Consider the following 14,527-nt stretch of genomic DNA (forward strand, 5'->3'; position numbering starts at 1 on the left):
CAATCTATCTGAAGGTTTTGTCGAACGAAAGCAAATTTGTGATCTAAGTTAAATAAATGTAAAAGACCGCCGCACCAAGGGTGGTGCAGCGGTCTTTGGGAATCTTGCTAAGGTGCCGCAGCTAGTCCGCGATCAGGTTTTCTTCCTTCAGGAAGTCGAGCGCCACGGTGGTGTAGTCCTCGCCATCGACGTCGACGCGGGCGTTAAGTGCCTGCATCTTTTCGTCGGTAAGCAGCTGCGAAAGGGGAGCGAAGAGCTCTGCAATTTCTGGGTGCTCGTCCAGGGCCTCGGTGGGAGCATCTGGAGCGGAGTGATGACGTGTATGGGGAGGGGGAACATGAAGGAAGGCCGCTGCACCGTTTGATGGTGCAGCGGCCTTTTGAAGTGACTGGCTAGGAAACTGTGTCCCTAGGACAGAAGTGGGGAGTTCTTAGAACAGGCCCTCAGCCTTCTTGCCGGTGTCCTTCATGGTGTGCTCGCGGGAGTCAACGTTCTGGTCGTTGTGCTTGGAGTCATCACCCTTGATGCGGGAGGTCTGGGTTACCTCGATGTTGTTGATGATGCGGCCTTCCTTGGTGTTGCCATCGCCGAAGTCCAGGTTTGCGATGCGAGCCTCTTCGCCAGCGTTAATCGGGTTAGCCAGGGTTACCTCGAAGGAGCGGGTGGAGGTCTTCTCGTTGAAGCCCAGGTCACGGATGTGAGCGCCGTTGGAGGAACGCGGGGTGATGAGGCGGTCAACGCCCTTCGGGCCCTTAGCGGTCTTCACGTCAACGCGGAACTGGGTAGCTGGGAACTCGCCGTAGTAGCGCTCGGAGCCAACGTTCTTAGCGCGCAGAGCAACGGTGCCTGCGAAGCCAGCGTGCTTAGCGCCGGAAACGGTCAGGTAAGGCTCGAGGTCGAGCTTGTGCTTGGAGTCCTTCTTGTCCTCCTTGGCATCAACCTCTTCCTGCTTCTTCTTGTCAGCAGCCTCTTCGTTCTTGCCCTCTGCCTCGGAGACCTTCTCGGTTGCTTCCTTGGCGTTGCCCTCGGACTCCTTGACGACCTCTGCGTCAGCCTCGAGGTTCTTGTCCTCTTCAACAACCTTCGGGTCGTTGACATCGGTGGTGTTCTGAGCGTCCTTGTTAGGAGCGTAGGAGTCAGAAAGCTTATCGTACAGCTTGACGCGAACCTCGTTCTTTACCGGCTGCATTGCGTTCCATGCGGTCGGGGTGGACCAGGTGCCGTTTGGCTTGCAGTACTGCTGGGTGCCGGTCATGTTCAGCACGCGGAAGCCGTAGGTAGCTTCACCGGTGTGGTTTGGTGGAACGTCGTAAGGTCCGATGGACTGGCCAGCATCCCAAGACAGGGAGTAGGAAGCGCTAGCACCAATCTTGGTGGCGATCTCGTGAGAGATGCCGAAGGAGCCTTCAGCGCCCTTCTTGGAGCCCTTGCCGCCCAGGTTCATGGACGTGGTCTCGGTGCGGTCACCGTTGACGGAAAGGGAGATGGACTGAGACTTGGACAGATCCTGCTGCAGCGGGATGTCCTTCTTGGTCTGGTTGGTGGTGGAGATGGTGCCGGCCGGCAGGAAGCGGTCGGAGACCTTGTAGACCACGGTGCGGTGGTCCTCCCACGGGTTACATACCGGGCGAGGGTTCAAGATGTTCGCCTTCATGTGGTCGGAACCGTGGGTGGTGTGGATGATTGGCAGGTCCGGGTTCAGGGCCGGGGTCTCCGGGTAGGACTCGGTCTGGGTAGCTGCGCCAGCCAGCGGTGCCGCGAATGCGGTGCCGGCGACGATGAGGCCGGCGGTCAGGCCGGTCATGCGACGACGAATCGACATATAGAACTTCTCCTAGGCAGGTAGAAAATGAATGAACTTATGAATGAAATCCAGCAACTCTCAATGTTGCGCTAAGAAAACGCTAAAACAGGCTCAGAATTAATTCATCTCTTAGATGTCTATATATTTGCCACCCCGGCGGGTGGGTATTTTTTATATAGACCAACCTGTTTATTGGTGTTTGTTCCCGCTAAGCGGCTGATAGTACGTGCAAAAATATTGATGGATGATTGTCTATACAATAGAGAATCGGCACGAAGGGAGTAAGCCCCCATCTGGGGGTGTTTGAGTGGCTTCTGGAAGGGATTTAGGGTCCTGCCGAAAGGTTGTGGACACGTCACAATATGTGTCGTACGCTGCATTTAAGCGAGTGGGGAAGGGTTATAAAATGCTTTGCCATGAATGTTACGTGACATAAGTTATATGCGTTTACATGGCAGAGGTTGGTGCGTTTCGCAACAGTAACCTGTTGGGGCCTTCTGCTGAGGGGTAGCGCGTGGGGCTAGAGTAGGGCCGATTCGACAATCAGCATGAGGGCCGCAGAGATGGCAACGATAATGACGATGCGGTTGAGGAGGTGCCTATCTATAAAGCGATTGAGGTAGTTGGCGGCAATGAGCCCAACGACGACTAGGGGGAAATAGGCCGCCGCGGTGGTGACCTGGGTGCCGCTGATCTGCCCATTGAACGTCAGAATTATAAGAGAAATTAAGGTTCCGAGGACAAAGGTGCCCGCTAAGGTGCCACGTGTGCGGTTGGGGTCGAAGCGCTTCATGATGAGCGCCATGGGCGGGCCGCCGATGGAGGTCGAGGTGCCCAGGATGCCGGAGGCTACGCCGGCGATGAGCGTATTGGCGGTGGTAGGGCGAGGGCTCCAGCCCAAGCTGGATAGCGTCATAGCAAGGAGCACGGCGCAGCCGATAAAAATGGACAGCCCATCGGGGGAGAGGCTGGCGATTGCCCACGCGCCCACCAGAGAACCGGGAATACGAGCGAGGGAAGAGATTCCTACGACACGCCAGGACGTCTCGCGGAAAGTGCGTGCGAGCGTATAGCTGGAAATGCACAGTGCGAGCAGCAGAATGAGCGTGGGCACTAGATCAGGTCTAATGAGCGCGATAATGGGCGTGGCAATGGTGCCTAAGCCAAAGCCGATGGTGCCCTGAGTAATGGTGCCGGCGAGGATGAGGACGCCGATGAAGATAGAGGACCATGCGTCCATAGAGATTCCCAGAAACATAACGAGGGCTAAGTGTATCCGGGATCGGGCTGCTTTCTGAAACTATTAGAGGCGGGCGGTGGCCTTCTCATTGGCGGCGATTTCCTCTAAGCGCTCGGCCGGGCACATGCCGGCAACGATGACCGCGGAACCGCCAGCGGCTAGGGGCTCGAGCACGGCGCGGGAGAAAGACTCATTATCGGACCAGCCGGTGGAAAGCAGGCGCTCGGCGGATGCGGGGGCATCGACAAGCTGGGGCAGCGGTTGGGTTTCGGCGAAGTACTGATCACCATAAAAGCGCACGGTGGGGCCAAAATCGATGGCGCCGGTGGGCAGCTCCCCGCCGGACTCTACGACGCCGCGGCCAAAGGGGTCCTCGCTGATGAGCACGATGTCGGCCTGGGGTTGGCGCTCGTGGGCGGCCGCGTAGCGGGAAGGGGAGGTAAAGACGACGTCGGCAAGCGCGGCAGACTCGCCAAAGCTATAGGAAGGGCCAGAGGCGAGCGCGCCTAAGGCCACAACGGCCGCCTGCCACGAGGAAGGAAGATCGATGGCGATGGTGGAATCCGCCTCTAGGTCGAGCTCTTCTTCCAACATATTGGCGATCTTGGCCACCCAATTGTCGAGCGTTTGCGCGGAAAAATCCATGCGCGCGCCGGTGGCCTCGTTATATACGGTAAGCCGCGGGGAGGCGGCGTCGGCACGCAAAAGATGGGCGAGTAGTTCCATACCCGCCCATCGTAGGGGAGAAGTGCTAGTTCACGCAGCGCGGGCCGTCGCCACCAGCGTCGATCTCCGGGGAAACCTTGGCGGTACCGAAGTCATTGCCTGGGGTGCCTACCGGCTGGCTGGAGGTGTCTTCCTCCGGCTGCTCGTCGCTGGCTTCCTCATCGGAAGGCCCCTGGTAATCATCGGTAGCAACCACGATGAGGGTGTCATCGTCGAGCTGCGGATTCTCTGCCACCGGCAACCCACCCAGCTTCTTGGCCAGGGCCTTAGCATCCTCGCTCGTCGGATCGGCGGCGACGACCTGCGATTCGCTGTAGATGCCCGGCTGCGCGTTCGCGGAGCGCTCCACCGTGTAGCCCTTGCCTTCCAGCCAGGAGCCGATGCCTGATGCCAAGCCATCAATATTGCCGGCGTTGAGGACGTGAATATTGATATTGGGATCGACGTCCTTGTCCGCCTTCTCTTGCTTGTCCTTATCTTCGGCCTTGGACTCATCGGTGGCTTCATCGTGGGTTTTGGCCAGGTCATCCATGAAGCGGTGGACCTCGGCGGCATCGATGGTGACGATGGATTCGCCATAATCACCCTGGCCGTCGATGGAGGTTACCGGGATGGTGGTGAAGGTGACATTGCCGCCAGCAAGCCCTGCCAGCTGGGTGACAAAGCCCATGATGTCCCAGCCCTCATCGATGACCACGGAGCGCTCTACCGCCTTGGCAATCTTGGACAGCTTGGAAGGATTAGCCAGGGTGTCATTGTCCAGGATCTTATTGACCAGGGACGCCATGAAGGCCTGCTGGCGCACGATGCGGTCGAGGTCGCCGCGCGGGAGGTTATAGCGCTGGCGCACGAAAGCTAGGGCCTTGGCGCCGTCGAGGGTCTGCTTGCCCTTGCTGAACTTAGCGCCAGACATGTCATCATCAACATCATCGTTGAGGCAGACATCTACACCATCGACGGCGTCAGTGAGCAAAGTAAAGCCCAGCAGGCCCACCTCGGCGTAGTGATCAATAGACACACCGGTCAGGGTGCGCACCATCGCCAGCAATCCTTCGCGCCCGGCTTCGACGCCCTGCTTTTCGATGTCCTTATCCGAGTGCGGCTTCTTTTTCCCCTTAGCCTCCGCCTCGGCATTTTCCTGCTCGAGCTCTTCCTCCTTGGCGTTCTTGTGGGAGGCGAAGACAGCATTCATCTTCATATTGCCGTAGTCCGGATCCTTGACATAGGTATCGCGCGGAATGGATACGGCGGTAGCGCGGGAACCGTCCTCCGGAACGCGTATGAGCATCATGGTGTCGGTATTTTCCTCACCATCGGCCACACCGGCGTGCAAGTCCGCCAATTCCTTCTCAGAGAGGGGATCGCCTTTGGCGTCGGTACGCGAATCCTTGCCCACCAGCAAGATATCCACTGCGCCATCGAGCGAGTTACCGGACAAGCCTTGGCCGTCCAGGGACAAGTCCGTGGCCGAAGACATGCCATTATCCAGCCGACCCACGGTGGCATAACCCACGCCGGATACCACCAGGATTAAGGCGGACACGAGGGCCACGATTGCCTTGATGGCCGTGGAACCTTTTTGCTTTACCGCACTAGCGGCAGAGGGCGCCGGCTGGATGGTGCGCGCTCGGCGAGTGTTCTCAGAAGTCACAAGTGGAGGCTTTCTAGATTGGTGGGGATCTGGAGACAGTTTAGGGCAGAACGGGCAAAAATTAGTGATCCGTGTCCGATTTCGCGTGTTCGGGCAGTGTCCCTGCCCGGTGCGAGGAGCGCCAGTGACTAAGCTCGGGGCCATTGTGACTACACCAAATCAATCCCCGCTGGCCGTGATCACCGTGACCTATAGTCCCGGTGAATACCTCGGTAGTTTCTTGGACTCCCTGCCGGGCGCCTGCGCTCGCGGCACCAAGGTCGTGCTTGCGGATAATGGCTCCACCGACGGCGTGCCCGAGGCCGCTGCCCGCGAGCGCGCCGGAGTGGACTTTCTCGATACCGGGGGAAATATCGGCTACGGCGCTGGCATGAATGCGGGTGCCCGCTTCGCCCGCGAGCACGGTGGCGTGGATGAGGAATTTTTCCTTATCTCTAATCCCGATGTCACCTTTACCCCGGGATCTATTGACCAGCTCATCGAGTGCGCTCGCCAGTGGCCGGATGCTGCAGCCGTGGGCCCGCGCATCGTGGAACCGGATGGCAGCAATTATCCCTCGGCTCGCGCCGTGCCCACCGTGGCTACCGGCATTGGGCACGCACTCTTTTCTTCGATCTGGCCGTCCAATCCGTGGTCGCGCGCCTACCGCGATGAAGCCGATATGACCGCCCAGCGCCCGGCCGGATGGTTATCCGGTTCCTGCCTTCTTGTGCGCTGGGAGGCCTTCGACGCCATCGGCGGGTTTGATGAGCGCTATTTCATGTACCTCGAAGACGTGGATCTGGGAGATCGCTTCACGCGCGCCGGCTACCAGAACATCTTCTGCCCGGAGGCCGTCATCAGCCACGCTAAGGGGCATTCCACCCAAGCGCACGCCGGAGCGATGCTGCGCGCCCACCACAACTCCGCCTATCGCTTTCAGGCAGACCGCCACCCCGCATGGTGGCAGGCCCCACTGCGTGGCGCGTTGTGGCTGGGACTGCGAGTCCGCGGGCTTATTGCCTCAGCCTCGGCACGTTCTTAAGGTCCGGTGCGCGTGCCGTTGACCTGGATTGCGCGCCATACGCTCTACACTGTCCCTCAGAAAATCACAGAATAAAACTGTCCGCATACATAAGGAAGACTATGACTGAAGCAGCCACCACCCACGGTGCCAGCACGGATGCAGTGATTCTCGTCGGCGGCCGCGGCACCCGCCTGCGCCCATTAACCATCGGTACGCCGAAGCCGATGCTGCCGACGGCAAACTACCCGTTCCTGCAGCACCTGCTCGCCCGCATCAAGGCCGCCGGCATTGAGCACGTTGTCATGTCTACCTCCTATAAGGCCGAGGTCTTTGAGGAGTACTTCGGTGATGGCTCCGATCTGGGCCTGGAGATCGAGTACGTGGTGGAAGAGACCGCGCTCGGCACCGGCGGCGGCATCCGCAACGTCTACGACAAGCTGCGCAATGACACGGTCATGGTCTTCAATGGCGACGTGCTCTCCGGCATGGATCTGGAAGGGATCCTCACCACGCACCATGACAAGGACGCCGATGTCACCATGCACCTGCTCAACGTGGCTGACCCGCGTGCGTTTGGTTGCGTGCCGACCGACTCCAACGGCCGAGTCACCGCGTTCCTAGAAAAGACCGAGGATCCGCCAACCAACCAGATCAACGCCGGTTGCTATGTATTCAAGCGTTCCGTCATCGAGTCCATTCCGGCCAACCGTGTTGTTTCCGTGGAACGCGAAACCTTCCCAGGGCTCTTGGCTGAAGGCCGCCTGGTTGTCGGCCACGTAGACAACTCCTACTGGCGCGACATGGGGCGCCCGGATGACTTCACCCGTGGTTCCTCCGACCTGGTACGCGGCATCGCGCCTTCCCCGCTGATTGAGGGCAAGACCGGCGAGTCCCTGGTGGATCCCTCCGCCGGTATCGCCGGTGGCGTGCTGCTGCTGTCCGGTACCGCCGTGGGCCGTGGCTCCGAGGTGGGCGCGGGTTCCCGCCTGGAGGGCACCGTTGTCTTCGACGGCGTGCGCATTGAGCCAGGCGCCATCATCCATAACTCGATCATTGCCTCCGGCGCCCACATTGGCGCCAACGCGGTCATTGAGAACTGTGTCATTGGTGAAGGCGCCCACATCGGCGCACGCTGCGAGCTTCTCGATGGCATGCGTGTCTTCCCCGGCGTTTCCATCCCTGATGCCGGCGTGCGTTTTAGCTCCGATGCTTAACGCTTGTGCAGTGGCCTGGGCACTGCACTAGGTCCAGCTGACATAGGCCGAACTGAGGACAATGGAGCCTCGGTTCGGCCTCTCTTTTTATGGGGCCACCGAGCCCGCCTGTCCGCACCGGCCGGCATGGTGCGAAATCTGCACAGATGTGAAGCGCATGGATCCCTTCTTTGCGGGATTGTGCGCGCGACACGCCGGGATTTCCTGAAAATTGTTGACAGAAAAACAGGGCACCACTACATGTAGTACCCCCTACCTACACCCCCACGGGGGATCAGTTGTTACAGATGTGACGGATGGGGATCGTGTGCTGCGTTTTTGCCGGAAAGCGCGAAGAAGCCGCCAATTCGGGTTGACGATATTTAGTGATCCGGTGTGAAATTACATCAGTGAAAGAAACAGCGGCCGGCGCCGTTACTTCCACACCATCCCCGCGGGGCTACCCAAAGAGAATGTGGTGTACAGTCGGTCGCACTGATGAGAATTACCCAACCTCGGAGAAAGGAAAAGGCGTGGACAAAATGGCTAATAACAACGCCATTCTCCGTGGCGGTGCTGCTGCAGAGATGTCGCTCGATGAACTCTTCGGTGCCGTCGAGCAGGAGTGGCAGGACCAGGCGCTGTGCGCGCAGACCGACCCTGAAGCATTCTTCCCTGAAAAGGGAGGCTCTACCCGTGAGGCCAAGCGTATCTGCCAGGCCTGCGCGGTGCGCGATGAATGCTTGGAGTACGCGCTGGAGCACGATGAGCGCTTCGGTATTTGGGGCGGGCTATCTGACCGTGAGCGCCGCCGCCTCAAACGCGAGATTGGATAATTAAGGTGTCCAGTAAGGCCCCTGGCTAGCACGCAATGTGCGGCCAGGGGCTTTTCTGCTGCGCCGCGAAATTTACCGGGGCTACCAGCTATAGCGCGGGTCCACTTCTTCGGGGTCCAAGTTGAGGTAGTTGGCCACCAGCGCGGTAATAACGGTGCCCAGGAGCTCGGAGCGCTCGGACGGGGTGGAGGCGCGTTGCTCGATGGGCATGCGGAAGATGACCAAGCGTGCGCGGGTGGGCTGGCCCTCGGAATCTACGCCGGCGGGAACCACGCGGCCGAGGGGAACTGGACCATCGGCGATAATCTCATCTGGTAGCACGGTCATATCGGGCGAAAGCCGCATGCGCGGGATGGTGTCTACAGCCAAGTCGAGGCCCCGCAATTGTGGCGCGAAGGCGTTTTGGATAGGGGCATAGGCCTCCAATACGGCCATGTCGAAGTGCTCGCGCGCGCTGCGGTAGCGCGGGGTTTGCTGGGGAAGGAGAGGTCCGCGCATGCCGTGGCCGTGGCGGTCGCGGGCGGGGCGGATATGCGGGCGAGCGGCGGTCATGACCTTGATTCTAAGGTGCTGGCGGGCTGGATTTAGCGGAGCCACGCCGAGGCGAAGACTATCTAAATCTCAACTAAGGGTTTAGACTTATGCGCTGTGACTATTTCTCGCCATTGCTCCCGCCCAGGCTGCGGCCGCCCCGCCGTGGCGACATTGACCTACGCTTACGCGGACCAGACGGCCGTCGTTGGGCCGCTGGCGGAAGAGGAAAACCCACACAGCTGGGATCTGTGCGCCACCCACCGCGACCGCATCTCCGCCCCTGTGGGTTGGGAGCTGGTGCGTGTGGACCGCATCGAGCTGGATGAGGAAGATGACCTGATGGCTCTGGCAGAGGCGGTCAAGGAAGACGGCCGCGTGACCACCGGCTTGGTCGATGACCGCAGCGCCGGATCCGGTGCAGACCCTATCGACTATTCCGCGACCTTTGATGGAGCGGACCCTGCCAATTCGAATCACCCGGTCTTTCGCACCCGCCGCGTGGCTTATGCCAAAAAGGCGCGTCGCGCGCACCTTTCGGTCGTGCCCGATGAAACGACGCCCGCGGAACCGGAACAGGACTGACACGAACCCCGTGGTGCGGTAGTTTCCCAGCGGGCGGGGGTACTATTGCAGGTTATGCGAACTCGTGAGCATCTTGATGCAGTAATTAAGGCCTATGACGTCCGTGGCGTGGTGGGCGAAGATATCGATGAGAACTTCGTGCGCGATACGGGCGCCGCGTTTGCCGCCATCCTGCGGGAAGAAGGCGAAAATACCGTAGCAGTCGGACACGATATGCGCCCGTCCTCGCCGTCTTTGGCGCGCGCTTTTGCTGAGGGTGTGACCTCGCAGGGCCTCAACGTGACCCTGCTGGGGCTAACCTCTACCGACGAGCTCTACTACGCCGCCGGCTCTCTGGAGTGTGCGGGCGCTATGTTTACCGCCTCCCATAACCCAGCCAAGTACAACGGCATTAAGCTCTGCCGCGCCGGCGCGGTACCGGTGGGCCAGGAGACCGGCTTGGAGCAGATTAAGCAGATGCTTATCGACGGCACCCCGGAGTTCACCGGCACCGAGGGTGCAATTGCCGAGCAGGAGATTCTGGCCGGCTACGCCGACTTCCTGCGCAAGCTGGTACCGCTGGAGGATTCCAAGCCGCTCGTCGTAGCTGTCGATGCCGCCAACGGCATGGGTGGCCACACCGTGCCGGCCGTCTTCAATGGCTTGCCTTTCGACGTCCGCGATTTGTACTTCGAGCTCGATGGCACTTTCCCGAACCACGAGGCGAACCCCTTGGACCCGAAGAACCTCGTAGACCTGCAGAAGTTCACCGTGGATCAAAAGGCCGATATTGGCTTGGCCTTCGACGGCGATGCGGACCGCTGCTTCGTGGTGGATGAAAAGGGTCAGCCGGTCTCGCCGTCTGCCATCTGTGCACTGGTGGCGGAGCGCTACCTGGAGAAGTTCCCCGGCGCTACCATCATCCACAACCTGATTACCTCCAAGACCGTGCCGGAGCTCATTAAGGAAAAGGGCGGCACCCCGGTGCGCACCCGCGTGGGCCACTCCTTCATCAAGGCGCAGATGGCCGAGCACCAGGCCGCCTTCGGTGGCGAGCACTCCGCGCACTACTACTTCCAGGAATTCTGGAACGCCGATTCCGGCATGCTTGCTGCGATGCACGTGCTGGCCGCTCTGGGCCAGTCCGATAAGCCGCTGAGCGAGCTCATGGCGGAGTACTCCCGCTACGAGGCCTCCGGCGAGATCAACTCCACCGTGGAGGACCAGAAGGCCGCTACCCAGGCAGTACTGGATGAGCTGGCGGATAAGATTGAGTCCGTCGATGAACTCGATGGCGTGACCGTCGAGCTCAAGGGAACCGAGGCATGGTTCAACGTGCGCGCGTCCAATACGGAGCCGCTGCTGCGCCTCAACGTAGAGGCAAAGACCGCCGACGAGGTGCAGTCCATCGTCGACGAGGTCCTTGCTATCATCCGCCGCTAATCTTCGGCGCGCGAGTGGGAGACCATGTCCTCCCACTCCACAAACTTCTTACGCTCGCGGCCCTCGCGCTCGCCTAGTGCGCGCTCGGCCGCGTCCAAGCGCTGCCAATCCTCCCACGTCAGATAATCGATACCGCGCTCGGCAAAGACCTCGGTGATATCCGCGGCGCTGGAGGGGGAGGGGAGGGTGCCAGAGGCGGCGTCGGCAAGCAGCATGCCAATCGTCTCCGTGGCATCGGACTTGGTATTGCCAATCAAACCCACCGGTCCGCGCTTAATCCACCCGGTGGTGTAGAGGCCCGGCACTACCGCGCCGGCCGCATCGATAACATGGCCGCCATCGTTATTGATGACGTTCTTGTCCTGGTTAAAGGGCACGCCATCGACCGCATCGGACCGGTAGCCGGTGTCGAAGTAGACCGCCTGCACCGGCCATTCGGTGAATTTGCTGGTGCCGTGCACGCTGCCATCGCCGTTGAGCGCGGTGCGCTCGGTCTTGATGCCGCTGACCTTGCCGTCCTCGCCCAAGATCTCTACCGGCTGCTCAAAGAGGTGAATCTGCAGGGTGTGTGGCGCCTTTTTGGGATCGCGGATGGCATACTGCTCGAGCACCTGGCACACCAAGTCGGTGGACTTGCTCTCCTGGCGCGCGGCCAGCGAGGCTTCGTCATAGTCGATGTCCTCGGGGGAGACCACAACATTGATGGACTCGGAATGGTCCAGTTCCTTGAGCTCCTGCGGGGTGAACTTGGCCTGCGCTGGGCCGCGGCGGCCGAAGACGCGCACGGTATCAGCCTGGTTCTTGGCCAGGGACTCGTAGACATTATCGGGGATCTCGGTGACCTTGAGCTCATCGCCGGTCTTGGCCAAGATGCGGGAGACGTCCAGGCCCACATTGCCTACGCCAATTACCGCAACCTCTTTGGCAGAGAGATCCCAGTCTCGCTCGAAGCGCGGATTGCCATCGTAGAAGCCCACGAATTCGCCGGCGCCATGCACGCCGTCCAAGTCCGCGCCAGGGATATCGCGGTGGCGGTCGCCCACGGCGCCGGTGGCAAAGACCACGGCATCGTAGTGTTGCTGTAGCTCGTCGACGGTGATGTCGCGGCCGATGTGCACGTTGGTTAACAGGCGAATCTGCTCGGTGTCGAGCACGCGGTGCAGGGACTTGATAATGCCCTTAATGCGCGGATGGTCCGGCGCTACGCCGTAGCGGATGAGACCGAAGGGCGCGGGCATCTGCTCGATGAGGTCAATCTGTACCTCGCCGCCGGTCTTTTTCACCAGGATATCGGAGGCGTAAATGCCGGCCGGGCCTGCGCCGATGACGGCTACCTTCAAGGGCTGATTCATACTGCGTGAATGCCTTTCTTTTAATCGCGGGGGTCTAGACCGCTAGGTTCATTTTTTGTGGCTTATCTTTCTGACAATTGAACCGTTTAGTCTAGGTTGCGGCAAGGAGTTGAATTAGATTCTAAAAATAGACTCCTTTTTGCCCAGTTCAGGGCGATTTTATACTTGAAAATAAAAAAGACCGCTTTGTCTACTTATTTTAGACGGGTAGGTTGTCTTTCAATACTTTGGAAAGGCAGGTTGAGATCTACACCATGACCACCGCGACTAATACCAAGCGCACGCCCCGCGCCAAGAAGCCCGAAGGCCAGTGGAAGATTGACGGCACCGAGCCCCTCAATAACGATGAGGTAATTAAGCAGGAAGACGGCGGGCTTTCTGCCAAGCAGCGCGTCATCGATATCTATTCCAAGCAGGGATTTTCCTCTATCCCAGCCGATGACCTAGCCCCTCGCTTCAAGTGGCTGGGCCTTTATACTCAGCGCAACCAGAACTTGGGCGGCGAGTTGACCTCCAAGCTGTCTAACGCGGAGCTGCAAGACGAGTACTTTATGATGCGCGTGCGCTTCGACGGTGGCCGTGCCGATCCTGCCAAGCTGCGCGCTGTCGGTGAGATCTCGCGCGATTATGCCCGCTCCACGGCGGACTTTACGGACCGCCAGAATATCCAGTTGCACTGGATTCAAATCGAGGATGTGCCCACCATTTGGGACAAGCTCGAGTCGGTAGGTTTGAGCACGCTCATGGGCTGCGGCGATGTGCCGCGCGTCATTTTGGGCTCTCCGGTTGCCGGCGTGGCCGAGGACGAGATTATCGATGCCACCCCAGCCATCGAAGAAATCAAGAATAACTACCTGCCGCGCGAGGAATTCCATAACCTTCCGCGCAAATTCAAGACCGCTATCTCCGGCAACTCCCGCCAGGACGTCACGCACGAGATTCAAGACGTTGCCTTCGTGGGCGTGAACCACCCCGAGTACGGCCCGGGATTCGATTGCTTCGTTGGCGGTGGCCTGTCCACCAACCCGATGCTCTCGCAGTCCCTCGGCGCCTGGGTTCCCCTAGAGCGCGTGCCGGAGGTGTGGGCCGGTGTGGTCGGCATCTTCCGTGACTACGGCTTCCGCCGCAATCGCAACCGTGCCCGCCTGAAGTTCTTGGTAGCCAAGTGGGGCATCGAAAAGTTCCGCCAAGTGCTGGAGGAGGAATACCTAGATAAGCCGCTGTTGGATGGCATCCCACTGGAGGTCGAGCCTGGCTCCCGCGATCACCTTGGCGTGCACCGCCAGAAAGACGGCAAGTTCTACGTCGGCGTAAAACCCACCGTGGGCCACGCCACCGGCGAGCAGCTCATCGCCATTGCGGACGTGGCCGAAAAGTTCGGCATCAGCCGCATCCGCACCACCCCGATGAAGGAATTGCTCTTCCTCGATGTGGAGGAAGAAGACATTCCGGCGCTCTCGCGCGCGCTCGATGAGACCGGCTTGTACTCCCAGCCGTCCGAATTCCGCCGCGGCGTCATCTCGTGCACCGGCCTCGAGTTCTGCAAGCTCGCGCACGTGACCACGAAGGCCCGCGCCATCGAGTTGGTCGACATCCTGGAAGACACCTTGGGTGATCTGGACGTGCCGATTTCCATCGCGCTCAACGGCTGCCCCAACGCCTGTGCGCGTTCGCAGGTATCGGACATCGGCCTGAAGGGCCAGATTGTTACCGATTCCAAGGGCAACCGCGTCGAGGGATTCCAGGTCCACCTGGGTGGCGCGCTTGGCCTTTCTCCGGACTGGGGCCGCAAGCTGCGCGGCCATAAGGTCGTGGCCGATGAGGTGCCCGAGTACGTCATTCGCCTGGTCAATAAATACAAGGAGCAGCGCGAGGAAGGCGAGCAATTCCGCCACTGGGTCTTGCGCGCCAAGGAGGAGGACTTGCAGTGAATTTTCGCCGTCAGCCCAACCCCAACCGCAACCATCCCAGCTTCTGCCCGTATTGCGCCGGCACCGACCTCTTCCCGGATGAGGAAGATGATTTTGCCTGGAAGTGCCAGGAATGCCTGCGGATTTTCTCCGTGCGCTTTCACGGCCAAGACGATGCCCCGGTAGCCCCCGCACCGGCCGTGTCGTCCAATGAGGCCTTAAAGCGCTCGCTTGCCCGCCGCGGCCACATCACGGCGCCAGAGGCTTAAGG

Annotated in this window: 14 protein-coding genes; 7 read left to right on the forward strand and 7 right to left on the reverse strand. The window is 60.2% G+C overall.

Annotated features, from left to right (window positions below; translation table 11 throughout):
• Positions 1-121: 121 nt before the first annotated feature.
• From BJ985_RS11235 to BJ985_RS11255, 5 genes are all read right to left on the reverse strand, one after another.
• Complete coding sequence (locus BJ985_RS11235; protein ID WP_083798048.1) at positions 122-283, reverse strand: glycine betaine ABC transporter substrate-binding protein; 162 nt, start codon at positions 281-283, stop codon at positions 122-124.
• Between the two features lie 147 nt (positions 284-430).
• Entirely contained in the window at positions 431-1,822 is a 1,392-nt protein-coding gene (locus BJ985_RS11240) for a hypothetical protein (protein WP_179387496.1), read from the reverse strand.
• Between the two features lie 502 nt (positions 1,823-2,324).
• Positions 2,325-3,062, reverse strand: coding sequence for a sulfite exporter TauE/SafE family protein (locus BJ985_RS11245; RefSeq protein WP_179387497.1), 738 nt, complete (start codon positions 3,060-3,062; stop codon positions 2,325-2,327).
• A 45-nt stretch (positions 3,063-3,107) separates the two neighbouring features.
• Complete coding sequence (locus tag BJ985_RS11250) at positions 3,108-3,770, reverse strand: TIGR03089 family protein (RefSeq protein WP_179387498.1); 663 nt, start codon at positions 3,768-3,770, stop codon at positions 3,108-3,110.
• A 25-nt stretch (positions 3,771-3,795) separates the two neighbouring features.
• On the reverse strand, positions 3,796-5,421 hold the full coding sequence (locus BJ985_RS11255; RefSeq protein ID WP_179387499.1) for an LCP family protein: 1,626 nt from the start codon (positions 5,419-5,421) through the stop codon (positions 3,796-3,798).
• A 124-nt stretch (positions 5,422-5,545) separates the two neighbouring features.
• Between BJ985_RS11255 and BJ985_RS11260 the strand changes: the two genes are divergently transcribed.
• From BJ985_RS11260 to BJ985_RS11270, 3 genes are all read left to right on the forward strand, one after another.
• Complete coding sequence (locus BJ985_RS11260) at positions 5,546-6,445, forward strand: glycosyltransferase family 2 protein (protein WP_179387500.1); 900 nt, start codon at positions 5,546-5,548, stop codon at positions 6,443-6,445.
• A 101-nt stretch (positions 6,446-6,546) separates the two neighbouring features.
• Positions 6,547-7,641: a mannose-1-phosphate guanylyltransferase gene (gene manB / locus BJ985_RS11265; protein ID WP_179387501.1), complete on the forward strand. Its 1,095-nt coding sequence runs from the start codon at positions 6,547-6,549 to the stop codon at positions 7,639-7,641.
• 566 nt (positions 7,642-8,207) lie between these two features.
• Entirely contained in the window at positions 8,208-8,456 is a 249-nt protein-coding gene (locus tag BJ985_RS11270) for a WhiB family transcriptional regulator (protein ID WP_005528147.1), read from the forward strand.
• Positions 8,457-8,537: 81 nt separating this feature from the next.
• Here the strand turns inward: BJ985_RS11270 and BJ985_RS11275 are convergent, their stop codons facing one another.
• Entirely contained in the window at positions 8,538-9,008 is a 471-nt protein-coding gene (locus tag BJ985_RS11275) for a metallopeptidase family protein (protein WP_005322429.1), read from the reverse strand.
• A gap of 96 nt (positions 9,009-9,104) precedes the next feature.
• Here BJ985_RS11275 and BJ985_RS11280 point away from each other — a divergent pair, with 96 nt between their 5' ends.
• Both BJ985_RS11280 and BJ985_RS11285 read left to right on the forward strand, forming a co-directional pair.
• Complete coding sequence (locus tag BJ985_RS11280) at positions 9,105-9,572, forward strand: DUF3499 domain-containing protein (protein ID WP_150850639.1); 468 nt, start codon at positions 9,105-9,107, stop codon at positions 9,570-9,572.
• A 54-nt stretch (positions 9,573-9,626) separates the two neighbouring features.
• A complete protein-coding gene (locus BJ985_RS11285; RefSeq protein WP_005322425.1) occupies positions 9,627-10,994 on the forward strand; it encodes a phosphomannomutase/phosphoglucomutase in 1,368 nt (455 codons plus the stop codon).
• On the opposite strand, the gene BJ985_RS11290 is transcribed toward BJ985_RS11285, so the two are convergent.
• Entirely contained in the window at positions 10,991-12,346 is a 1,356-nt protein-coding gene (locus BJ985_RS11290; RefSeq protein WP_179387502.1) for an FAD-dependent oxidoreductase, read from the reverse strand. The genes BJ985_RS11285 and BJ985_RS11290 overlap by 4 nt on opposite strands.
• Positions 12,347-12,600: 254 nt before the next feature.
• On the opposite strand from BJ985_RS11290, the gene BJ985_RS11295 reads away from it, so the two are divergent.
• Entirely contained in the window at positions 12,601-14,277 is a 1,677-nt protein-coding gene (locus BJ985_RS11295) for a nitrite/sulfite reductase (RefSeq protein ID WP_179387503.1), read from the forward strand.
• Entirely contained in the window at positions 14,274-14,525 is a 252-nt protein-coding gene (locus BJ985_RS11300) for a hypothetical protein (protein WP_179387504.1), read from the forward strand. Before BJ985_RS11295 ends, BJ985_RS11300 begins: the two co-directional genes overlap by 4 nt.
• Positions 14,526-14,527 lie beyond the last annotated feature (2 nt).

Source organism: Corynebacterium tuberculostearicum (assembly GCF_013408445.1).
Classification (GTDB): domain Bacteria; phylum Actinomycetota; class Actinomycetes; order Mycobacteriales; family Mycobacteriaceae; genus Corynebacterium; species Corynebacterium tuberculostearicum.